The organism is Carnobacterium sp. GW821-FHT04C06, assembly GCF_059420345.1.
Genome location: NZ_JBWKTN010000005.1, coordinates 132,124 through 154,177, shown reverse-complemented (window position 1 = coordinate 154,177; position 22,054 = coordinate 132,124). Strand labels below are relative to the sequence as shown.

The 22,054-nt window shown below is 35.1% G+C and carries 24 protein-coding genes; 20 read left to right on the top strand and 4 right to left on the bottom strand.

The features are described from left to right. Positions 1–30 precede the first annotated feature (30 nt). Together accD and AC07SW_RS10190 are read left to right on the top strand one after the other, a co-directional pair. Complete coding sequence (gene accD, locus AC07SW_RS10195; RefSeq protein WP_494632820.1) at positions 31–909, top strand: acetyl-CoA carboxylase, carboxyltransferase subunit beta; 879 nt, start codon at positions 31–33, stop codon at positions 907–909. Further along, complete coding sequence (locus AC07SW_RS10190; protein ID WP_115588668.1) at positions 906–1,688, top strand: acetyl-CoA carboxylase carboxyl transferase subunit alpha; 783 nt, start codon at positions 906–908, stop codon at positions 1,686–1,688. Before accD ends, AC07SW_RS10190 begins: the two co-directional genes overlap by 4 nt. A 34-nt stretch (positions 1,689–1,722) precedes the next feature. Here the strand turns inward: AC07SW_RS10190 and AC07SW_RS10185 are convergent, their stop codons facing one another. From AC07SW_RS10185 to AC07SW_RS10170, 4 genes are all read right to left on the bottom strand, one after another. Then, entirely contained in the window at positions 1,723–2,010 is a 288-nt protein-coding gene (locus AC07SW_RS10185) for a hypothetical protein (RefSeq protein WP_034570205.1), read from the bottom strand. A gap of 125 nt (positions 2,011–2,135) precedes the next feature. Further along, positions 2,136–2,309, bottom strand: a complete 174-nt coding sequence (locus AC07SW_RS10180; RefSeq protein WP_119907916.1) for a FeoB-associated Cys-rich membrane protein — start codon at positions 2,307–2,309, stop codon at positions 2,136–2,138. Positions 2,310–2,326: 17 nt separating this feature from the next. Further along, on the bottom strand, positions 2,327–4,312 hold the full coding sequence (gene feoB, locus AC07SW_RS10175; RefSeq protein ID WP_494632818.1) for a ferrous iron transport protein B: 1,986 nt from the start codon (positions 4,310–4,312) through the stop codon (positions 2,327–2,329). Beyond that, a complete protein-coding gene (locus tag AC07SW_RS10170; RefSeq protein WP_135023234.1) occupies positions 4,309–4,539 on the bottom strand; it encodes a FeoA family protein in 231 nt (76 codons plus the stop codon). Before AC07SW_RS10170 ends, feoB begins: the two co-directional genes overlap by 4 nt. Positions 4,540–4,743: 204 nt before the next feature. On the opposite strand from AC07SW_RS10170, the gene AC07SW_RS10165 reads away from it, so the two are divergent. The 18 genes from AC07SW_RS10165 to AC07SW_RS10080 all read left to right on the top strand — a co-directional run bounded on the left by AC07SW_RS10165 (position 4,744) and on the right by AC07SW_RS10080 (position 22,054). Then, complete coding sequence (locus AC07SW_RS10165; RefSeq protein WP_135023233.1) at positions 4,744–5,700, top strand: tetratricopeptide repeat protein; 957 nt, start codon at positions 4,744–4,746, stop codon at positions 5,698–5,700. Between the two features lie 204 nt (positions 5,701–5,904). Next, on the top strand, positions 5,905–7,185 hold the full coding sequence (gene tig, locus AC07SW_RS10160) for a trigger factor (protein WP_074402926.1): 1,281 nt from the start codon (positions 5,905–5,907) through the stop codon (positions 7,183–7,185). A 201-nt stretch (positions 7,186–7,386) separates the two neighbouring features. Continuing rightward, a complete protein-coding gene (gene rpoD / locus AC07SW_RS10155) occupies positions 7,387–8,505 on the top strand; it encodes an RNA polymerase sigma factor RpoD (RefSeq protein WP_051915646.1) in 1,119 nt (372 codons plus the stop codon). A gap of 349 nt (positions 8,506–8,854) precedes the next feature. Next, positions 8,855–10,102, top strand: a complete 1,248-nt coding sequence (clpX, locus tag AC07SW_RS10150; protein WP_034570191.1) for an ATP-dependent Clp protease ATP-binding subunit ClpX — start codon at positions 8,855–8,857, stop codon at positions 10,100–10,102. Positions 10,103–10,305: 203 nt separating this feature from the next. Further along, entirely contained in the window at positions 10,306–10,650 is a 345-nt protein-coding gene (locus AC07SW_RS10145) for an ArpU family phage packaging/lysis transcriptional regulator (protein WP_119907919.1), read from the top strand. Between the two features lie 251 nt (positions 10,651–10,901). After that, positions 10,902–11,423 (top strand): phage major tail protein, TP901-1 family, encoded by a 522-nt coding sequence (locus AC07SW_RS10140; RefSeq protein ID WP_135023231.1) that lies wholly within the window; start codon positions 10,902–10,904, stop codon positions 11,421–11,423. A gap of 77 nt (positions 11,424–11,500) precedes the next feature. Then, on the top strand, positions 11,501–11,935 hold the full coding sequence (locus AC07SW_RS10135; protein WP_034570182.1) for a tail assembly chaperone: 435 nt from the start codon (positions 11,501–11,503) through the stop codon (positions 11,933–11,935). Between the two features lie 38 nt (positions 11,936–11,973). After that, positions 11,974–12,261 carry a hypothetical protein gene (locus AC07SW_RS10130; RefSeq protein ID WP_236707189.1) on the top strand — a complete coding sequence of 96 codons (288 nt, stop codon included), beginning with the start codon at positions 11,974–11,976 and terminating at the stop codon, positions 12,259–12,261. Between the two features lie 14 nt (positions 12,262–12,275). After that, entirely contained in the window at positions 12,276–13,865 is a 1,590-nt protein-coding gene (locus tag AC07SW_RS10125; RefSeq protein WP_311780704.1) for a phage tail protein, read from the top strand. Beyond that, a complete protein-coding gene (locus AC07SW_RS10120; RefSeq protein WP_119907923.1) occupies positions 13,865–14,809 on the top strand; it encodes a phage tail domain-containing protein in 945 nt (314 codons plus the stop codon). Before AC07SW_RS10125 ends, AC07SW_RS10120 begins: the two co-directional genes overlap by 1 nt. 5 nt (positions 14,810–14,814) lie before the next feature. Then, entirely contained in the window at positions 14,815–15,918 is a 1,104-nt protein-coding gene (locus AC07SW_RS10115; protein WP_494632816.1) for a siphovirus ReqiPepy6 Gp37-like family protein, read from the top strand. Between the two features lie 8 nt (positions 15,919–15,926). After that, positions 15,927–16,943, top strand: a complete 1,017-nt coding sequence (locus AC07SW_RS10110) for a hypothetical protein (RefSeq protein WP_494632814.1) — start codon at positions 15,927–15,929, stop codon at positions 16,941–16,943. A gap of 54 nt (positions 16,944–16,997) precedes the next feature. Beyond that, positions 16,998–17,399: a phage holin family protein gene (locus AC07SW_RS10105; protein WP_135023225.1), complete on the top strand. Its 402-nt coding sequence runs from the start codon at positions 16,998–17,000 to the stop codon at positions 17,397–17,399. Beyond that, the gene (locus AC07SW_RS10100; protein ID WP_167736706.1) at positions 17,392–18,177 is read left to right on the top strand and encodes a glucosaminidase domain-containing protein; all 786 of its coding nucleotides are present in this window, start codon (positions 17,392–17,394) and stop codon (positions 18,175–18,177) included. Before AC07SW_RS10105 ends, AC07SW_RS10100 begins: the two co-directional genes overlap by 8 nt. Positions 18,178–18,333: 156 nt before the next feature. Beyond that, positions 18,334–18,921 (top strand): ribosome biogenesis GTP-binding protein YihA/YsxC, encoded by a 588-nt coding sequence (gene yihA, locus AC07SW_RS10095; protein WP_034570168.1) that lies wholly within the window; start codon positions 18,334–18,336, stop codon positions 18,919–18,921. 110 nt (positions 18,922–19,031) lie between these two features. Next, a complete protein-coding gene (hemA, locus tag AC07SW_RS10090; protein ID WP_487527879.1) occupies positions 19,032–20,417 on the top strand; it encodes a glutamyl-tRNA reductase in 1,386 nt (461 codons plus the stop codon). Beyond that, positions 20,414–21,709: a glutamate-1-semialdehyde 2,1-aminomutase gene (gene hemL / locus AC07SW_RS10085; protein WP_494632812.1), complete on the top strand. Its 1,296-nt coding sequence runs from the start codon at positions 20,414–20,416 to the stop codon at positions 21,707–21,709. Before hemA ends, hemL begins: the two co-directional genes overlap by 4 nt. Positions 21,710–21,733: 24 nt before the next feature. Further along, positions 21,734–22,054, top strand: a complete 321-nt coding sequence (locus AC07SW_RS10080) for a nucleoside triphosphate pyrophosphohydrolase family protein (protein ID WP_034570164.1) — start codon at positions 21,734–21,736, stop codon at positions 22,052–22,054.

The window sequence follows — 22,054 nt, the reverse complement described above, 5'->3', positions numbered from 1 at the left end:
CTATGTACTGGAATCTAAAGAGGTGAAAAAATGAAACTGTTTAAAAAAAGACCTTTTATTCCAATCGATATCAAACCTCAAAAACAAACTCAGTTGGATGAACCGATGGTGCCAGATGGAATGTGGGCACAATGTCCAAGCTGTAAAAAAGCCATTTATAACAAAGATTTAGGGAAAGAACAAATTTGCCCAAATTGCGGTTATAATTTTAGAATTGATGCTTTTGAGCGCATTGGATTGATTGTGGACGAAAATAGTTTTGAAGAGTGGGACAAAGGATTAGCGAACACCAATCCAATGGAATTTCCAGCCTATTCAGAAAAAATTGAACGTTTACAGGAAGAAACAGGTTTAGATGAAGCTGTTGTCACTGGAAGAGCTACTATCAACAAGCAAGCATGTGTATTGGCTGTAATGGACGCTCGGTTTATTATGGGCAGTATGGGAACAGTTGTTGGCGAAAAAATCACTCGTGCTTTTGAAAAAGCAACAGAACTTCAATTGCCAGTAGTTATTTTCACTGCTTCAGGCGGTGCTAGAATGCAAGAAGGGATTCTCTCCTTAATGCAAATGGCGAAAATTAGTGCAGCAGTTGCAAAACATAGTGAAGCAGGCTTGTTGTACGTCGCAGTACTAACAGATCCTACAACAGGAGGAGTTTCAGCAAGTTTTGCCATGCAAGGAGATATTATCTTAGCTGAGCCACAAGCATTGATTGGATTTGCTGGAAGAAGAGTCATTGAACAAACCATTAACGAAGAGTTGCCAGAAGATTTCCAACGAGCAGAGTCATTATTAGAACATGGCTTTATTGATAAAATTGTGCCACGTCCTGAATTAAAGACGACGCTAGGATTGATTTTAACTCTTCATGCCCCAAAACTCGCGAAGGCAGGTGGAAACAATTGATGACTGCAAGCGAAATCGTAGCCTTAGCTAGAAAAACAACGCGTTTAACAGCGTTAGAATACATGAATTTCTTGTTTAATGACTTTATTGAATTCCATGGTGATCGTTCTTATCGAGACGATAAAGCAGTTGTTGGTGGAATTGCTACCTTGCAAAATCAACCAATTACAGTTATTGGAATTCAAAAAGGGCATAATTTAGAAGAAAATATGATGCGTAATTTTGGTTCCCCTCATCCAGAAGGGTACCGAAAAGCATTACGCTTAATGAAACAAGCTGAAAAATTTGGTCGCCCGGTGGTAACCTTTATTAATACAGCTGGTGCTTATTGCGGCGTTGAAGCAGAAGAGCGCGGTCAAGGTGAAGCCATCGCACGAAACTTGATGGAAATGAGCCAATTAAAGGTCCCTATTATTGCCATTATTATTGGTGAAGGTGGTAGTGGTGGCGCATTAGCACTTGCAATGGGAAATCAGGTTTGGATGATGGAACATACCATGTATTCCATTTTATCTCCAGAAGGTTTTTCATCCATTTTGTGGAAAGATGCCTCACGTTCTAAGGAAGCAGCAGAACTGATGAAACTAACAGCTCGTGATTTATTAGGACTTGATGTGATTGATAAAATGATTGAAGAAACAGATCAAAAAGTTCTATTAGCTCAAGAAACCATTATGCAAAATCTGAAAAATGAATTAATACTTGCTCTCCAACAATTAGGAAAACTTACGCCAGAAGAATTAGTTGAAGATCGCTACAAACGCTTTAGAAAATACTAAAAAAAGTTGTCGCAATTCATTGCGACAACTTTTTTTAGTGATGAGGTGTAACTTCTGGAATTACAACCGTAGAAGATTGGTATAAGTATTTTCCATCATTGGTTTCAATTAAGATCGAGAATCTATTTTTACTTAAAAGCAATTCTCCAATTTTTTCTCTTGTATAAATTCGTCCTCTTGGAATATCATGAGGTAAGGTAATCTCAATTTTTTTCAACTCATAAAATCCACAAGCAATGGTTTCTACAAAAATTAAATTTGAGATACTTTGTAGTTCTTTTTCTTCAGCTTCAGTTAATTCATTCACATTTCCTTGATTCATCCTTATCCCCCTAAAGCAACTTAATAAAATAAGACGTAGCTTATTAATTTTACCATCAAAGATAGCGGAATGATAGTAGATAAAAAAATCTATTTTGTTAAAAAAAACCCGAAAAATGGAATAAATTAACCATTTCTTTTTTTAGCGGCTTCCATTAATGCTTTTGCTTCACAGCTAGAATCACAGCCACCACATTTTCCCTTTTTAGAATTCTTAAAGAGTTTAGTAAGTTGATAGATAGCCCAACCAAAAATAAGAATACCAATCGTCCAATTTAATAAAAATGAATAAATAGTCATGAGGTTCACTCCTTTATTTAAAAATGGAAGAGCATTCCTGTTTGGTAAATCATAAAAGAAACACCATAGGCAATTATAAAGCTTGATAGTGCAGAGTAAAATGACCAAAACCAAGAACCTGTTTCAGCCCTAATAGCCCCTAATACAGCAAAACAAGGGATGTAAAGTAAGACAAAAACCAAAAAGCTATAGGCTTGAAGAGGTGTAAAAACACTTGAAAGTTGACCGATTAAAGCAGTTTCGCCACCAACATGAAAGAGAATCAACATTGTCGAGCCAACTACTTCTTTTGCTAAAATACCGGTAATAATTGCGCTGACAGCTTGCCAACTGTAAAAACCGAGTGGAGCAAAGAAGGGAGCTAAAAAGGAGCCTATCGCTGCCATAAAGCTAGTTTCGATAGAAGAAGCTACTCCACTGAAGTTAAAGTAACTAAGGGACCAAATTAAAACAGTTCCACCAAAAATAACGGTTCCGGCTTTTTTTACAAAGCCTTTTCCTTTATCCCAAGTCCCACGCCATAGAATTGATAACTTTGGCAAATTGTATTCTGGTAAATCGACAATGAAAATTGACGAATCAGTGGTCTTAAAAATTAGGGAATAGAATTTTGCTAAAATAATTGCAACTAGTATACCTAATACATAGAGCGATAAAACAATTAAAGCCTGATTTTTTTCAAAAAATGCTGCAATAAATAAACTATAAATAGGCAATCGAGCCGAACAGCTCATAAAAGGAGAAATCAAAGTTGTGATTAAACGTTCTTTAGGTTGTTCAATTGTTCGAGCGGCCATAATTCCAGGAACATTACAGCCAAAACCAATCAATAAAGGGATAAAAGCTTTTCCATTTAGTCCCACAGATTCCATCAAACGATCCATTACTAAAGCAGCTCTAGCCATATAACCAGAATCTTCTAAAAAGGAAATGCAAGCAAATAAAACAAATATTTGAGGCATAAAGACTAAAACACCACCAACTCCTGCAATTAATCCATCAATTATTAAAGAATGGATTAACTCATTTGCTCCAATCCATGTTAGAAAAAGACTAACATTTGAAGAAAATGGGCCACTTAAAAAAGCATCGAATAAGTCAGAAAGCGGACCACCAATCCAATCAAAGGTTAACTTAAACATGAAATAAAAAATCATTAAAAATAACGGCATTCCCCAAATTGGATGGGTAGTTAGGTGATCGATTTTTTTAGTCAACGAAGTTGTTTTTTGATTTGCCTCTTTTAAAGTTGCTTTTTTTAGTAATTCTTCTATGAATTCTAAACGAACAGCGTAGACAGCATCTTCCAACGCCTGAGGATCTTTTTTCAAAGACAATAAACCTTCGTAGTGATTCGTAGCAATAAATTTTTCAATCATATTATTGCCAGCTAGGAATTGAATCATCATCCATCGTGCAAAAATCGCTTCATGTTGATAAATAGTAGTTAATAAATCTTGACCTTTACGAATGATTGCTTCAACAGGTTCTCCATAATCTAAATAAAATGATGGAGAAGTAGTAGATGAAGGTTCACCAATAAGAAATGATTTTAATTCAGCCATCCCTTTATTTGTTCGAGCATCGGTTTGAAAAATAGTAGCATGTAGTTCATTAGCTAAAACGGTTGGATTTAATTCCATATCTTGTTTTTTAACAATATCCATCATGTTTAAAACAAGTACCGTTGGTTTTCCATATTCTAAAAGTTCGATAGTGAGCAAGAGGTTGCGTTTTAACTGTGCTGCATTTAAAATATTCAGCGTTTGATCAAAAGATTCATATAATAAAAAATGAGTAGCAACTGCTTCGTCTTTCGTTAAAGGATTTAAAGAATAAACACCAGGTAAGTCAATAATCGACACGAAAGAATGATTGATTTTCCCAATTTTTTTTTCAACCGTAACCCCGCTCCAGTTGCCCACATAAGCGTAGGAGTCAGTTAAATGATTAAAAACTGTGGTTTTGCCAGTATTTGGATTTCCGAAAAGGGCAATTTTCATTGATTGCCATCTCCTAAGAGCAGTTCTAAGGTGCGTCTGCGAATGCCAACATGTTGACCATCACTTTCAATCGTACAAGGGCCATGAAATGGATAGCGTCGTTTAACGAAAATCACTGAACCTTCATAAATTCCAACTTCTTTTAGGCGTCGTTTCGTTAAGGCATCTAATTTTGATAAATCATAAATTGGAATCGGTTGGTTTAATTGAATTGAATGAACATTCATAGTTAAAACCTCATTTATCTAAATTTTAAGTGGCAAATACACTAATTAATTGATAGTGATTCTCATTACCATTTAGCTCATCATATCACAAATTCAAAATTTGTAAATAACTGTGAAACAAAAAAACAAGTATTCCTTTAAAAAATGCGTATGTTAAGGTAAGATAGAACAAGTTGAATTTTAATAAGAATGGTTGTGAATAAGATGGGAGAAAAAATTGATTTCCCAAAGAATTATGATTTGTATTTAAAAAAAGCGATGAGCTATTTTAAAATTGGCAATATGGAAGAAGCGATTCCATACTTTGCTAAAGCCTATCAGCTAAAAAAAGAAGATAAAATTAATACTTTTTATACAACAGCCCTTTATCAAATTGGTTCTTATCAAGAAGCAAAAGAAATTGCAGAAGAAAAATTAACCTTTTATCAAACTGAAGAGAAACTGTATGCCTTTTATACCTCCATTTTAATCAAAGCACACTATTTTGAAGAAGCTACTAATATCATTACAAAAGAGCAACATAAAATCGGAAAACCTAAAAATCTTGAGGTTTGGGAAACACTGGCAAAGAACTGTCTAGAAGAAGCAGAAAATAAACGTTTACAAGAAGAAAAAAAACATAAACTTATTTTAAAACAATCTTTTTCGATTGGAGACAAAGCATATTCAGAACAAGCAGCCCTAATGCAGGAGTTAAAGTTGGTTCCAAAAGATATCTATATACAAGCTGCTAAAATAATGTTGTCAAATCCCTTTGTGAATGGACTTATTAAAGCCACTTTAATTGAAGGTTTAATCGCTAAAGAGTGTTCGGAAATAATTAAAATCACTTGGTTCGATGAAGAGCGTCAGATTATCCCAACTCATTTAAAACCTTTAGAAGAAAATCAAACAGTCGAAACAGTCAAGAAAATAATAGAAGAACAAGTAGCGATTCACAATCCATCGCTTTTTCTACTAATAAATGAAGAAGTTAATTTGCACGTTATTTTATTGTATCCATTTATAGAAGAAGTCATTACAATCCCTTCAATTTGGGTGAAACTCTATCAACAAAAATATGATATGGAAAAGACTATTATAATAGAAGAATCAGTCGAACAAAAAAAAATGGTTGAATGGATGAATCGATTAAATCAGCAATTATCAGAACTATTTTAAAAAGTAAAAGGCTAATGGATTTATAATAGGAAAGCAATTGAATTTATTTCAGATCCCTATATTTGATAAAATAACTTACAATTGGAAATTTATTTTGATGGATTGCTATCAATGTATTTACAAAGTTTTGCTGATAGTGTACTATTAATGAGTATGCAATAGCTAAAAAAATATGAAAACTATAGTGTTTCGGAGGGAATATACATGACTGCAAAATGGGAAAAAAAAGGCGCTAACGATGGTGTCTTAACATTTGAAATTACAGAAGAAAAAATTAAAGAAGGAATCGAGAAAGCCTTCAACAAAGTGAAAAAAAATCTTGATGTTCCAGGTTTCCGTAAAGGGAAAGTATCACGTCAAGTATTTAACAAAATGTACGGCGAAGAAGCTCTTTATGAAGATGCATTGAACGTTGTATTACCAGAAGCTTATGCTGCCGCTTTAGAAGAATCAGGTATTGATCCTGTTGACCAACCAAAAATCGATGTATTAAGCATGGAAAAAGGTCAAGCATGGGTAATCACTGCTGATGTTACTGTAAAACCTGAAGTTAAATTAGGCGAATACAAAAACTTAACAGTTGAAAAACAAGACCGTGAAGTGACAGATGCTGACGTTGAAGAAAACATCAAACAAAAACAAGCAGCACAAGCTGAACTTGTTTTAAAAGAAGAAGCTGCAGTAAACGGCGACACAGTTGTCATTGACTTTGAAGGCTTTAAAGACGGTGTTGCGTTTGACGGTGGAAAAGGAGAAAATACTTCTCTAGAATTAGGTTCAAACTCATTCATCCCAGGCTTTGAAGAACAATTAATTGGCGCAAAAGCTGGCGACGAAGTTGAAGTTAAAGTAACTTTCCCTGAAGAATATCATTCAGAAGACCTTAAAGGCGCTGAAGCAGTCTTCAATGTTAAAGTTCATGAAGTTAAAGCAAAAGAATTACCAGAATTAGATGATGAATTTGCTAAAGACATCGACGAAGAAGTTGAAACATTAGCTGAATTAAAAGAAAAAATCAAAAAAGAATTAACAGATGCTAAATTAAACGCAGCTGAAGAAGCCGTTCAAGAAGCAGCTATCCGTCAAGCAGTTGACAATGCTGAAATCGTTGAATTACCACATGTAATGGTGCATGATGAAGTTCACCGTCAAATGGACCAATTCTTAAATGATATGCAACGTCAAGGTGTATCTCCAGAAATGTACTACCAATTAACAGGTACAACAGAAGAAGACTTACACAAACAAATGGAAGCAGATGCTGATATTAGAACTCGTACAAACCTAGTTCTTGAAGCGATTGTTGCAGCTGAAGGTTTCGAACCAACTGAAGAAGAAGTTGAAAAAGAAATCAAAGAATTAGCTGAACAATACAACATGGAAGAAAAAGCTGTCCGTGCTGCTCTAAGTGTTGACATGTTAAAACATGATATCTCAATGAAAAAAGCAATTGACACTATTACTGAAACAGCAGTAGAAAAATAAGCTGACTGTTCGTTGCCCTTGCTACTACTTGTTAGTAGCAGGGCTTTTTTAGGTGAATTTTAAATTATTTATAATTTTCTAGTTAAAATTGTTGCGTTGCTGAGAGAATGACGTATACTATATAGATGTAGTCATTTGAAATTCGTTTTAAGGTGCAATAAGTAACTATAAAATGAATGAATAATCGAAGGGGGCTTTTCGTTGGCTAAAACAGATAAAGAGACAAAAAAATTAATCGAAACGGCAACACAAAAGATTATTAAAGAAAACAAACTAAAAGCAATGGTGCACATTGATATTTTAACAAATGAAGTGGCAATCCCATTTACTTTAGATGCTGAAGAAATCGATAATTTGATTCAAAAAGTAGAGGATGCTGGTGTAAGTGTTGTTGGAGACGATGGCGGCCCAACAGATCGTCAAATCCTTGCAACTGAAAAGAAACGCAAAAAAGATAAAGAAAAAGAAGAAGAATTAGCTGCACCGATTGGTGTCAATGTTGATGATCCCGTTCGTATGTATTTAAAAGAAATTGGACGCGTAAAACTACTGACAGCAGATGAAGAAGTTTCATTAGCAAAACGAATCCAAGATGGCGATCCTGAAGCAAAACAAGCTTTAGCGGAAGCAAACTTACGTTTAGTTGTAAGTATTGCAAAACGTTATGTAGGACGTGGAATGCAATTTCTTGACTTAATTCAAGAAGGTAATATCGGTTTAATGAAAGCTGTTGAAAAATTTGATTATACAAAAGGCTTTAAATTTTCAACCTATGCAACTTGGTGGATTCGTCAAGCCATTACCCGCGCAATCGCTGACCAAGCTAGAACGATTCGTATTCCTGTTCATATGATTGAAACAATCAACAAATTGATTCGTATTCAAAGACAGTTATTACAAGACTTAGGTCGTGAAGCAACGCCAGAAGAACTTGGGGCTGAAATGGATTTAACTGTTGAAAAAGTGCATGAAATTTTGAAAATTTCTCAAGAACCTGTTTCTTTAGATACGCCAATCGGTGAAGAAGATGATTCTCAATTAGGTGATTTTATTGAAGATCAAGGGGCTGCAAGTCCAGAAGAGCAAGCTTCCTATGAATTATTAAAAACTCAAATTGAAGAAGCACTTGATACATTGACAGATCGTGAGGAAAATGTGTTACGTCTTCGTTTTGGTTTAGAAGATGGCCGCATTCGTACACTAGAAGAAGTTGGTAAAGTATTTGGTGTGACGAGAGAACGTATTCGCCAAATCGAATCAAAAGCACTTCGTAAATTACGTCACCCAAGTCGTTCAAAACAATTAAAAGATTATTTATAAAAATAAGAAGAATGACCTTTTGGAATAGTTCGCTTTCCAGAAAGTCATTTTTTTCTTAATTACCATCCAAACTAGTAAAAATAAACGAAAAAAGCATAGCAAACTCACTGATAATAATGTAAAATTAAGGTTAAAGCAAGTTTGATAGTTTCAAACAAAAGTAGTTTAATTAGATAAGTTATTAAAAATTGATGAATTCTGACTAAAGTTAAAAAACCAAACAAAAATAGTTCTCATTTTTAAAGCTTTGTGCTAAGATAGAGGATATTTAAAGAATCTCATTGGATTAATAGCAAAAAAGTCTGTTACTATTAAATAGATGTAAATGAGAATTGAGGTGGATGAAGCGATGTTTAACGATGAAGAAACAAAAGGCCCAGTCAATTGTTCTTTTTGTGGGAAATCACAAGATCAAGTCAAGAAAATTGTTGCTGGTCCAGGAGTATTTATATGTAATGAGTGTATTGAATTATGCAAAGAAATCATTGATGAAGAATTCAATGAAACAAGTTTAGGCGAATTTTTAGATGTACCTAAACCACAAGAAATTAGAGCGATTTTAAATGATTATGTTATTGGTCAAGATCAAGCTAAGAAAGCTTTATCTGTGGCGGTGTACAATCATTATAAACGTGTCAACCAATTGAATACAGAAGATAGCGATGTTGAACTGCAAAAAAGCAATATCTCACTAATTGGACCAACAGGTTCAGGTAAAACCTTTTTAGCACAAAGTTTAGCACGTATTTTAAATGTGCCATTTGCCATTGCAGATGCAACGAGTTTAACCGAAGCAGGTTACGTAGGAGAAGATGTTGAAAATATCCTATTGAAACTAATGCAAGCGGCAGATTACGATGTAGAACGAGCTGAAAAAGGCATTATATACATTGATGAAATCGATAAAATTGCTCGTAAAAGTGAAAATGTATCGATTACCAGAGATGTAAGTGGTGAAGGTGTTCAACAAGCCTTGTTAAAAATCTTAGAAGGTACGGTTGCAAATGTTCCTCCTCAAGGTGGGCGTAAGCATCCTCATCAAGAATTTGTCCAATTAGACACAAGCAATATTTTATTTATTGTAGGTGGCGCATTTGACGGAATCGAAGAAATCGTTAAAAATCGTATGGGAGAAAAAGTCATTGGTTTTGGTTCAAGTTCTAAAAAATTAGACGAAACTCAAAGCGTGATGCAACAAATTGTTCCCGAAGATTTACAAAAATTTGGCTTAATCCCAGAATTTATCGGAAGATTGCCAGTTATGGCAGCTCTTGAAAAATTAACGGAAGACGATTTAGTTCACATTTTAACGGAACCTAAAAATTCACTAGTGAAGCAATATAAGAAATTATTTGCATTAGATGAAGTTGAATTGGAATTTAAACCTGAAGCTTTAAAAGCCATTGCTAAAAAAGCAATTGAACGCAATACAGGTGCTCGTGGTCTACGTTCTATCATTGAAAGCATTATGCTTGAAATCATGTTCGATTTACCAAGTCGTCCTGAAATCAACAAATGCGTTATCACTGAAGATACCGTTTCTGGTTCAGGAAAACCTGAACTTTATAATGTTGAAGGTGTCGTTGTAGGTTCGTAAACCAAAGAAGAAGTTGACAATCGTCGACTTCTTCTTTTTTTTGATTAAATAAATAATATATGAATATAAAAAAATAAGTCTATCGAAAATAAAAAATTTCAAATTTGATGATATTTTAGTTGCGAAAAGAACAAACGTTCGGTACAATAGAAATGGAAACGCGGTTCGACAACATACCCTCAATAATACTAAGTGGTGATAAAATGGGAGAAATCATTGTAGACAAAGAAACGAGAAAGCGAGTGGATCAACTATTAAAAAAAATACCAAAGCTAACAGCCATGGCAAGGCTAGCCGAACAAATATCAGGAGATGCGCTATTAAACAGCCGGTTACAAAGTGCAAAAGACGAGCTTGATAGTATCAAAGCAGTTATTGCTTCCATTCCTGATGAGGATCAAAAAGAAATTATTACCAAACGCTATTTGATTCAAAATAATTACGAAACGGATATTCAAGTTTACATGGATTTAAATATGAGTGAATCTTATTATTACCGTATGAAGAAAGAAGCATTTGAGATACTAGCATTTTTATGGGGATTATAATTAAATGAAATAAAGGATATAAAAAGAAAGTTGATTCTCTGGACCAGAATCAGCTTTCTTTTTATTTTTTTTGTAGTTAAAAGAATTGTGAAAGAGAAAAAAAGAAAACCAACAGAAAAGAAAAAGAAACACGACAGAACAAACGTTCGTTTTCAGTCTATACTTAGGTTGTTGAAGGGCAGGAGAAATGAAGCCTAACAATATCGTTCTCGAGACGAACAACTAACTATAAACGAAAGAAGGAATAAATTATGACAGTTCAACCAATTGAAGGAAAAAAAGTCGTCTATTTAGTACAAGCAACAAATGCAGCAAAAGGAACTAAAGCATTATTACCAGGATTTCAAACAGAAGGAACTTGGACTCGTGAGCATGAAGCACTAGACGAACAAACAAAATCAGGTCGTATTTTAGGGTATGGAGCTAAAACAGAAACCTTTGAATTGACCTTATATTCTGCACCAGGTGATGATGGTCAAGAAGTAATCACAGATGCTTATGACAACGAAGGGCAAGTTAAAGTATGGCGTGTCGAATTATCTGAGAATTCAGATGGTTCTTATCCAGCTCGCTTTGGCTATTCCATTATTCAAAGTGTCGCCATTTCAGATGCGGATAGCTTTGCAGAATTAACGGTTACCTTACCAGTAATTGGCAAAACGCAACCAGGTACGCTAGCAGATATTCCGGAAGAACTATTAAATTTAGCTTTATATGGCTTTGAAAAACCAGGTGAAAAAACAGGTGAACTAGGAGCTACGCAACCAGAATAAATCTATCAGATGCTCTTTAAATAGAGCATCTACATTTCAATTCGTACATTTCATAAAAAGAGAAAAGAGGAAAAGATATGTTTACAATCGATTTAAAAAAGAAATCTTATGAAGTGAAGGGAAGTTTACGTTTTGCTCGCGATATTGAAACAAATTTATCAACACAACAAGACGGAATCAACCAATTAAATGGGATGGCGTTGCTTTACATGGGGTTGCAAAGCGACTCAATCAACGCGCTACTAAATTTTCTTTATTACGGAATTAAGGCAAGCGAGCGACCAAGCATGGATATTATTGAAGACTCTTTAGATGAAATGCTAGCAAAAGATGAAGACGCACTAGAAAACTTATTCTTAAAAGCAATCGGGGTACTTGAAACAAGCGGTTTTTTCGCAAAAATGAAAAAAATGCTGATGGAAAACTTGAAAAACGATCCCAACAACAAGGAATTAGCCAAGCAAATGGAACAAAAACGCAAGAAGGCCATTTCTCTACTCTCCCAATCATAGAAGCCTGTTTTCAGCAAGGTATTACAGATATTGAACCAATGTTGGAATTAACGCTAGTCGAGTACGAAGCCGCGTTACGAGGGATGCAGTTAAGGACCATTGATCAATATGAGTTTATGGCAAAATCAGCGATGGCCAATCGCTATGCCCACCATGCAAAACATGCAAATGAGCGAAAAATTTTTGATAAAAACAAAGCTTTAAGAAGTTTGAATCATCATGGAAATCAAAAAACACCGAATAAACAGATGTTACAGCAAGCGAATAAAGCTTTAAGTGATTATCAAGTGAAATTTACGGTTGAAGATGAGGAAAATAAAGTATAGAAAGGAGGAAGGATATGACTTTAAATTTAAACGAATTATCAGGAAATTTAACAGAAATTTTACAAAATACTAAATTACTAACGAATGATTTTTCATCCATGGCAAGTGTTGCAACAGAAATTGTAACCCCTTTTTCTCAAGTGAAAACAGCTTTAGGAGAAGTTGCAGGATCTGCTAGTTCCATTGGTGATATTTTCAGTGGAAATGTGGGAATTGTTGATGGGTTATCTCAAGCAATCGATGGTATTTCAACTAGTGCCCAAAATATTGGACAATCTGCGGATGGATTTTTAACAATGAAAGATAATCTTGTTGGATTGAAAGACATGGCAGGAGTAACGGGTTCAGACTTTATGGACCTTGGATCGAAATTAAAGAGCATTCCCACGCCTAATTTTTCAGCAATAATGCCGCTGTTTTCTGCATTGGGAACAGCTGTGATGGGAGCAGCGACGAGTGTGTGGGCGTTAATTTCACCATTTTTAGCAATCGCCTTACCAATCATCGCAGTTGTTGCAGGTATCGCCTTATTAATGAATCATCTAGGAATTTTCTCCGATATTAGTAAAGTATTTAGTGGTGACATGAGTTTGGGAGAATTTTTTGTAACTTTAAAAGATAAATTATTTGGCTTTGTATCAGGTATTGTTGAAGCCATCCCGCAAATTATTGAAAATGGGAAAAATTTAATTGTTTCGTTTATTCAAGGGATTGCTGAGAAAATACCCGAGGTTATCGCAACAGGATTAAATATGCTTGTTAGTTTTATTGGCACAATTTTAGCAGCAGTACCTGGGTTGCTTAGTGCAGGAGTAACGTTACTAATAAATTTTATTAATGGATTAATGACGATTATCCCGACTGTATTAGCCACAATAATTACACTAATGGTCTCTTTTATTGCAGCAATATTGTCCGCATTGCCTCAATTGATTTCAGCAGGAGTCTCAATTTTAATGGCTTTGATTGGAGGAATTGTGACAGTTATTGCAAAATTAATTGTAATTGGAGCTGATTTTATTCGAAATATTATTTCTGGAATTGGAGAGTTGATAGGACAATTAAAAAGTAAAGGCTCTGAAATGTTAGACAAAGTTAAAGAAGGTCTAACAGGTAAAATAGCAGATATGTTAACAATTGGTCAAAATATTATTCAAGGTTTAATTGACGGAATTGCTAAAATGAAAGATGCGGTTGTTGAAAAAGTGAAGGAAATTGGGAACAGTATTTTAGGAGGAATCAAAGGCTTATTTAAAATAAAATCGCCTTCTCGTGTAATGAAAAGCTTAGGTGCTTATATGTCTATTGGTCTTGCTAAAGGGATTGAAAGCGAAACGGACAAAGTGAAACGGGCAACGGATCACCTAGCGAATGCAGCAAAAATCGATCCAGATGATTTAAAAGCTAGCTTATCCGATATGCGGAGTATTTCAACACCATTTTCATTTTCAAATATGATTGATCCCAATAGAATGGAAGCAACTAATTCTGCTGGATCAATTTCAAACAATCAAACGATTCAATTCAATCAACCGATTGCAAGACCTTCAGAGGTGCTACGCAAAATGCGTCAAGCGAATCAAGAAATGGGGTGGAGCATGTAATGGAGTGCGAAATATACAATAAAGCAATGCAATCAAAATTAATGATTAACGATTACGTTACGGAAATGTATCAAACAGAAGGACAGCCGAAGGGAAATTACTTTTTTATCAAATTGGATGGACTTGGTGAAGTGGAAGCTGATCGTCATACGATGGATTCAAATCGAGATGGAACGATTTTTATTGAAAGTACACTAGCAGAACGTGATATCCAAATTGAATTGATTATGATTGCCGACGAGTTTAAATCAATGGAAGAGCTGCGTCGGGAAATGAGTAAAATGCTAAATCCAAAATCAGGAACATTAGAACTTCGTTACAAAGAAGACGAACGAAGCTATCGAATTGATGTTCAAAGTGCACACGTGCCTACTTTTACAACAGATGGTTATTTAAGTAAAAAAGCACAACGTGTCACGCTTGATTTAATTGCCTCAGATCCATTTTGGTATGCTGTTGAAGATGAGATTCATTATTTATCAAATTGGGAACCAAATCTGGAATGGGAGTTAGAATTTCCGATGACGGGAGCGAGTGAGTTAGGAATTGAATTGGAACGCTTTAATGGTGATCAGCTGGTGACCTTGGTCAATGATGGCGATGAAGCCACAGGAATGGAACTTTATCTAACAGCCAGTGGAGATGTTAAAAATCCTGAAATTATTCGAGTGATGGCAGATGGTACGATGACTCAAAAAATGAAATTACTCACAACTATACACGCAGGAGACCTCATTCGCATTACAACATCTGTTGGAAACAAACGCATTGAAAAGTGGAATGACACCCAACAATTTTGGGAAAATATTTTTAATACACTTTCATTAGATAGTCAGTTTATCCAATTGGACATTGGAGAAAATTATCTGCGTTATCAAACGGAAAGTCATGCGGATCAATTAGAAATTAAAGTTCATTATCGACTTCGTTATGTGGGGGTCTGATTAAAATGATTTTATGGTTAATAGACCAACAACTTAATCGCATTAACGCAATTGAAAATTTTAACAGTCTAGTGATTACAAAACGCTACTCAGAAGTGAGCGAGTTTGAATTGCATTTGCCAATGACAAAGGAACACTTAAAATTGATCCAAAATAATGAGCTTATTTTAGGGAATATTTTAGTGAAATCGGGTGAAAAAACGGGTTATTTAATTGAAGAAATCAGTCCCAATTTCCAACGAGAAGCTAGTGAAATTGTCATTAAGGGTCGTGATTTACGGGCTTATTTAGAACGAAGAATCTTATTAGGAAATCAACATTACAAAGATACACCACAAAATTTAATCAGAAAATGGTTAGATGAATCAATTATTAATCCAGTAGATCCTGTACGTAAAATGAAACAATTTAAAATAGGTTCGATACCAGAAACAAATAATTCTATAAACATTGAAACGAATTACCAAAATTTACTGGAATTAATCAGCCTAGTTTGCAAAGAATTTCAATTGGGATTTGAGGTTCAATTAGATTTAATCAATCGTGAACTAATTTTTATATCCTATACTGGAAAAGATCGCGGAAGTGAACAACAAACGAATAGCCCGGCCATTTTTTCTCAATCTTTTGAGAATATATTACAACAAACGATTGTACTAAATGGGATAGATGCAAAAACGACAGCGATTTTGGAATATGAGCGGGAAGAAAAAAACTATATGTTAGAGGTCACTGATGGAACGTCAGATATTTCAAGAAGAGAAATCTACGTTGACGCAAAAACAATAGGCAAGCCTTCAGCTGAAAATCCAATTTCTATTGAAGAACAACAAGCGCTTGTGAAACAAAAAGGTAATGAAACGCTTTTACAATATAGCTTTATTCAATCAATGGAAGCAGATGTGGTAACAAATGGTAATTTACGTTATCAACAAGATTTTGATTTAGGAGATAAAATTACAGTTTTTGTCAATGAATTAGATTTCAAATTAGAAACACGAATTGAATGTGTAGAAGAAGTTTATGAAGAAAGTGGACTTGAAGTACGATTGACCTTTGGAAATAAAATTCCAACATTAGTGGATAAAATTAAGAGGAAAGGCAAGTGATGAACTAAATGGAACAAGGATTATTTTTCCCTTCAAAAAATGGGGATCGTAAATACAAAGCAAGTGATTTTACTGGTTATTTTTCAAAACTATTTTCAAATGGAGTTTTTAGTAATAACAGCAAAAACTTACAAGTTATTGCTTCAGCAACAAATGGATTGTCATTAATCGTTGAAGCGGGTTACGGAAATATCAATGGTTACCTGTACCAATTATCAGAGCCAAAGACGGTGGTATTTAACATTGCGGATGTTTCTGGAACGGCTAAAAAAGGTTCTGTTGTATTGCGAATGGATTTAACGGAGCGTAAGATGACTGTTGAAGCGAAGGGGACGGATGACTTAACCCGAAATGCCACTGTCTATGAATTGATGCTCGCACGTATTTTAATTCCAGGTAATGGCAAACCAATTACGCAAGGAATGATTCAAGATACCAGAGGAGACGGGAATGTTTGTGGTTTTGTGAGCTCATTAATTGATATCGATCCAACCACTTTGTGGACTCAGTTTGAGGCTGATTGGAATGAATGGTTGACTGAAATTAAAGGTACCGTTGGAGATGATGCGGCGGCTAATTTGGCATTGTCCATAAACGATATAAAAAGTAAGATGATTAGCGACAAAAATGAACTTAGAAACTATGTAAATGAAGAATTAGAAAAAAAACAGAATACCGTAAAGAATACTGGTTGGGTTAGGATGGAATTAATCAACGGATGGAAAGGGGAAGTTTGGGTTAAACAGGAAGGAACAATCATCCGACACAGAGGATATATTCAAAGTGGAGCAGGTGTAGGTATAATAAATGCTACTGTTTTTAATTATCCCCCGCTATTTGATATTGGAAACGAGAGTAGAATTAAAGCCTTTATTTTACCTGAAGGTGAAATGAACGCACCTAATTTTACAGTTAGCTGTATCACTGGCTATATTCAAGCTTCAAAAAGAGATTTTCATGCGTGGTTTAAAAATACAGTAGGAGACTGTTGTTTAGATTTTTTATCTTTTGACGCATCTCTATAAAAATAAATAAAGTTATAAATCAGAATTGTTAAAAAAATAGAAAGGAGGGAACCTATGCAGCTAATTAACCATCTATTAGAATCACTATTCGGTGGAGGCAGTCCAGTATTATCTCTATACATGTCTGCCCTGGCCATCGATTTAATTACAGGCTATCTAAAAGCATTAAAACAGCACAATTGGCGATCAGCTATTAATGTAGAAGGTTTATTGATTAAGTTCGTCACATTCTTTACGATTATTTCAGCAGGAATTATCGATGATTTAGCTCCATTAATGAACATTAGCATTCCAATCAATATCGCTTTTTGGTGGACCATTATTATCACACTCTATGAATTAGGCAGCATTTTGGAAAACATCAGTGAAATGGGCGTCAACGTTGGATTTTTAAAAAAATATTTAGGAGTTTTACAAGATCAGGTCGAATCGGATGAGGAGGAAAAAGATGAGTAAAGTCAAATTTTTTTTAAATGAAATCAAAGTAGGTTCAATTGCTGGCTGGCACAAATATGGTATTTTACCAAGTGTCACAGCGGCACAAGCTGCACTAGAAAGTGCTTGGGGAACAAGCCAATTATCGCTAGCTCCAAATCACAATTTATTTGGTATTAAAGGAAGTTACCAAGGGCAATCAGTTCAATTCCCAACATGGGAAGTCATCAATGGACAAAATGTGACTGTAAATGCAACCTTTAGAAAATATCCAAGCTGGTCAGCTTCTGTTGAAGATCACGGTTCCTTTTTTCACGAAAATTCACGTTATTCAGGTATTATTGGCCTAACTGATTTTGTGGCTCAAGCTAGAGGAATTAAAGCAGCTGGTTATGCGACGGATCCACTATACGCAGACAAATTAATTGCAACGATTGAAGCCAATGGGTTAACGAGTTGGGATCGACTAGCTTTATCAGGTCAAGCAGAAACGATTGAAGAAAAGGAAACAAGTTATACCGTTCAATTAGGTGACAATTTAAGTTTGATTGCAAAAAAATTTCAAACAACAACAGAGGAGTTAGTAAGAATTAATCATATTTCAAACCCTAATTTGATTTATCCAGGACAAGTTCTTCAATTAAATTCTACTATAAATAAAACATACACTGTTCAATCAGGCGATGCCTTGTCATTAATTGCTATAAAATTAGGTATTTCAATGGAGCATTTAATTCAAAAAAACAATATTGCTAATCCAGATTTAATCTATGCAGGACAAGTGTTAAATTATGACTAGAAACAACGGAAGGATTCTTTAAAAAGAGTCCTTCTAGTTTATACATAAGTCAAGAAACCTCTAACGAATTTAACAAAATCCTTAGAAAGAATATCATATCTCGCGTATCTATGTTAAAATAATGAAAGAATTTAAAAAGAGATGGAGATTGAAAAAATGGATGTGCATAAAGCAGATATCGTCATAAGTGCAGTTTCACCTGCCCAATACCCAAGCACAGGACTGCCTGAAATTGCTTTAGCGGGGCGTTCAAATGTTGGGAAATCATCTTTTATTAATCGGATGATTAATCGTAAAGGGTTAGCTAGAACTTCTGGCAAACCAGGAAAAACACAAACGCTAAACTTTTATATTATTGAAGAACAATTTTACTTTGTTGATGTACCTGGCTATGGTTACGCAAAGGTCTCAAAAACAGAACGTGCTAAATGGGGTCAAATGCTTGAAACTTATTTGACACAACGAGATACTTTAAAAGCCGTTTTGTCAGTTGTTGACTTGCGTCACGCACCAAGTAGTGAAGACGTTCAAATGTATGAGTTTTTAAAATATTATGAATTGCCAGTAATCGTGGTAGCAACGAAAGCCGATAAAATCCCTCGTGGCAAATGGAACAAACATATCAAAATTGTAAAAGATACATTGAATTTTGACGAAAATGATGAATTTATTATGTTCTCATCAGAAACCGGAGAAGGCAAAGAAGAAGCCTGGAACGTCATTGAAAAATATTTAGATTTGTAAGCACTTGTTAGTTTAAAACCTGAAACAATTAAGATTTTTCTTAGTTGTTTTTTTAAATGAATTAAAATAGACTACATGATTTAAGTTAGTATAAAAAAGGACGGATTTAGTTGAAAATACTATTATACGGTGTTAGCCATCAGACGACGCCGATTGAGATAAGAGAGCGATACACAATCGAAGAAGCAGATGTTCCTCACCATTTATCAAAAATAAAAGAGTTTACTGGAGTCGAAGAAGCTGTTATTTTAACGACCTGTAATCGTACTGAATACTATTTGTACATTGATCAGACCGAATTTATGCATGGCGAAATGTTGCGTTATATTGGAGAGCATACAGGGTTTGACGTTTCAGATGTCATCTCAACAAGTTATGGAAAATCCAATAGTGACGTAGCGACTCATCTTTTTTCAGTAGCAACTGGTTTGGACTCTTTAATGGTGGGAGAAACACAAATTTTAAGCCAAGTAAAAGGGGCTTTAAAAATCGCACAAGATGCTCATACTGCAGGTCCTATCTTGAGTTCGTTATTTAATAAAGCTGTTTCCTTTTCTAAAAAAGCCCATACAGAAACCTTACTGGATCAACTATCTTTCAATCCAAGTACCGCTGCAGTTAAGTTTTTTAAAGAAGAATGGACAACAATAGAAGAAAAACGATTTTTATTAGTTGGGGCTGGAAAAATGATTCGATTAGCAGCGAAATCATTGATTCAACATGGTGCTACTCACATCACCATCCTAAATCGCCATGATGACAAGGCAGAAGTACTGGCCGATGAATTAAACGAGTGGGTCCAATCCATGAAACATCCCCACCAGTTGAAGCGTTATTTTTATTCAGGAAATTACGCCAATTTAGCAATGGCGCTAGCAAGTACGGATGGCGTAATTGTTGCAACTAAGTCTTCTGAATATATCATTCACTCATTAGTGATTCAACAAATGCAACAGATTCGTCGAGGAAAAAAAGAGCTAACATTAGTTGATTTAGCCGTACCACGTAACGTTGATCCAGAAATTCAATTAGTAGAAGGAATTCATGTTTATGATATGGATCAAATAGGAACGAAGATTGATGATTTTAAAATTGAGCGAGAAAAAATCATAAAAAATATTCATTTCCAATTAGATGAAGCCGTGCTTCGCTTTAATAGCTGGTACCAAGAAAGACGTGCTGTTCCTTATATGTATCAATTACGGACTAAAACAATTGAATTAAGAGAACGTACGATGAAAAGCTTGCATCAAAAATTACCTGAATTGAATGAACGAGAATTACGAATGATTGACAAGCATTTTCAAAGTGTGATGAATCAATTATCTAAAGCGCCTATTCAGTCGATGAAAGAGCTAGCCAAAACCAACCCCAACATTGATGCGAATGATGGATTAGAAAGCTTTGTGCGAAGTTTGGGACTGTTAAAAGAAGAGGAAAAAATTGTTGTACCAGTTGAAGGCGTAAAAATCATGGAAAGTGAGGGAGACTTATGAGAAAAACAGAACTTTCAGAAAAGGCTTTTAAAGAAGCAGTTAACTTAATGCCAGGAGGGGTAAACAGCCCGGTTCGTGCGTTTAAATCAGTTGATGTTCCCCCAATTTTTATGAAAAAAGGGCAAGGAAGTCATATTGTTGATATTGATGGAAATGAGTACATTGATTATGTTTTATCATGGGGGCCACTTATTTTAGGACATGCAGAACCTCGTGTTGTGGAGGCTATTCAACAGGCAGCCGTTTCTGGTACAAGTTTTGGCACACCCACTTTAATGGAAAATAAGTTAGCCGAGTTAGTAATTGAACGCGTCCCTTCAATTGAAATGATACGGTTTGTCAATTCAGGAACCGAAGCGACCATGAGTGCGTTACGACTTGCTAGAGGATACACAAAACGGGATAAAATTTTAAAGTTAGAAGGAAGTTACCATGGTCATGACGATGCGTTATTAGTAAAAGTAGGATCAGGTGTTGCAACTTTAGGGTTACCAGATTCACCAGGTGTCCCTAAAAAGACAACAGAAAATACATTGGTCGCACCCTACAATGATTTAAATGCAGTGATTGAAATTTTTAACCAATACGCTGGCGAAATTGCAGCCGTAATTGTTGAACCGGTAGCTGGAAATATGGGTGTTATTCCACCAGTAAAAGGCTTTTTAGAAGGTCTACGAGCAGTGACTCAACAAGATGGCGCCTTATTAATTTTTGATGAAGTTATGTCAGGTTTTCGTGTCGGTTATCATAGTGCGCAAGGCTATTATAATGTTATTCCAGATTTAACTTGTCTTGGAAAAGTAATTGGTGGAGGCGTCCCTGTTGGTGCATACGGAGGGAAGCGAGAAATTATGGAAATGATGGCGCCAAGTGGTAGCGTGTATCAAGCAGGCACGTTATCAGGTAATCCAATCGCAATGGCTGCAGGTTTTGCCACACTCTCTAACTTAACAAAAGAAGCCTATCTTCATTTTGAATCGTTAGGGGATACATTAGAAAAAGGGATTCGTTCTTTAAGTAAATCACATAATATTCCGATTACTGTTAATCGGGCAGGAAGTATGATTGGAATGTTTTTTAATGAAGGTCCAGTGACAAACTACCAACAAAGTAAAGCGAGTGATACGGTCTTTTTCTCTAATTATTACCGAGAAATGGCAAATCGTGGTATTTTTTTACCGCCATCTCAATTCGAAGGCATCTTTTTATCAACAGCGCATTCTTTAGCAGATATTGAACAAACATTAGATGCAATGGAGTCCAGTTTTCAAGCGTTAAAAAATGAAGCATAAGAGTGCTTAAAAGGAGATAATTCAATGGATTTTAATGATTACCAAAAGCTTGCAAATCGTACATTATATGGAAACGAACAAGTTTTAACAAATTGTGCCTTAGGTTTAGCAGGGGAAACAGGGGAATTAATTGACTCGATTAAAAAGTACACCTTTCACGGTCATGATTTAAATAAAGAAGAGCTGGTAAAAGAAATGGGAGATGTTTTGTGGTATCTTTCTCAAATTGCTGAATGGGCCGATATTCCTTTTGAAGAGGTTGCCAAACAAAATATTGAAAAATTGCAACGTCGATATCCAGATGGTTTTTCAAAAGAGGCTAGTTTAAATCGTGAAGAATCCTAA

Coding starts and splice junctions, on each gene's coding strand:
- AC07SW_RS10115 (WP_494632816.1), top strand. CDS start 14,815: ATGATTTTATGGTTAATAGACCAACAACTTAATCGCATTAACGCAATT.
- AC07SW_RS10125 (WP_311780704.1), top strand. CDS start 12,276: ATGACTTTAAATTTAAACGAATTATCAGGAAATTTAACAGAAATTTTA.
- AC07SW_RS10105 (WP_135023225.1), top strand. CDS start 16,998: ATGCAGCTAATTAACCATCTATTAGAATCACTATTCGGTGGAGGCAGT.
- clpX (WP_034570191.1), top strand. CDS start 8,855: ATGTTTAACGATGAAGAAACAAAAGGCCCAGTCAATTGTTCTTTTTGT.
- AC07SW_RS10185 (WP_034570205.1), bottom strand. CDS start 2,010: ATGAATCAAGGAAATGTGAATGAATTAACTGAAGCTGAAGAAAAAGAA.
- AC07SW_RS10100 (WP_167736706.1), top strand. CDS start 17,392: ATGAGTAAAGTCAAATTTTTTTTAAATGAAATCAAAGTAGGTTCAATT.
- feoB (WP_494632818.1), bottom strand. CDS start 4,312: ATGAAAATTGCCCTTTTCGGAAATCCAAATACTGGCAAAACCACAGTT.
- AC07SW_RS10080 (WP_034570164.1), top strand. CDS start 21,734: ATGGATTTTAATGATTACCAAAAGCTTGCAAATCGTACATTATATGGA.
- tig (WP_074402926.1), top strand. CDS start 5,905: ATGACTGCAAAATGGGAAAAAAAAGGCGCTAACGATGGTGTCTTAACA.
- AC07SW_RS10110 (WP_494632814.1), top strand. CDS start 15,927: ATGGAACAAGGATTATTTTTCCCTTCAAAAAATGGGGATCGTAAATAC.
- AC07SW_RS10130 (WP_236707189.1), top strand. CDS start 11,974: ATGTTGGAATTAACGCTAGTCGAGTACGAAGCCGCGTTACGAGGGATG.
- AC07SW_RS10135 (WP_034570182.1), top strand. CDS start 11,501: ATGTTTACAATCGATTTAAAAAAGAAATCTTATGAAGTGAAGGGAAGT.
- yihA (WP_034570168.1), top strand. CDS start 18,334: ATGGATGTGCATAAAGCAGATATCGTCATAAGTGCAGTTTCACCTGCC.
- AC07SW_RS10165 (WP_135023233.1), top strand. CDS start 4,744: ATGGGAGAAAAAATTGATTTCCCAAAGAATTATGATTTGTATTTAAAA.
- AC07SW_RS10180 (WP_119907916.1), bottom strand. CDS start 2,309: ATGACTATTTATTCATTTTTATTAAATTGGACGATTGGTATTCTTATT.
- AC07SW_RS10140 (WP_135023231.1), top strand. CDS start 10,902: ATGACAGTTCAACCAATTGAAGGAAAAAAAGTCGTCTATTTAGTACAA.
- accD (WP_494632820.1), top strand. CDS start 31: ATGAAACTGTTTAAAAAAAGACCTTTTATTCCAATCGATATCAAACCT.
- hemL (WP_494632812.1), top strand. CDS start 20,414: ATGAGAAAAACAGAACTTTCAGAAAAGGCTTTTAAAGAAGCAGTTAAC.
- AC07SW_RS10170 (WP_135023234.1), bottom strand. CDS start 4,539: ATGAATGTTCATTCAATTCAATTAAACCAACCGATTCCAATTTATGAT.
- AC07SW_RS10120 (WP_119907923.1), top strand. CDS start 13,865: ATGGAGTGCGAAATATACAATAAAGCAATGCAATCAAAATTAATGATT.
- AC07SW_RS10145 (WP_119907919.1), top strand. CDS start 10,306: ATGGGAGAAATCATTGTAGACAAAGAAACGAGAAAGCGAGTGGATCAA.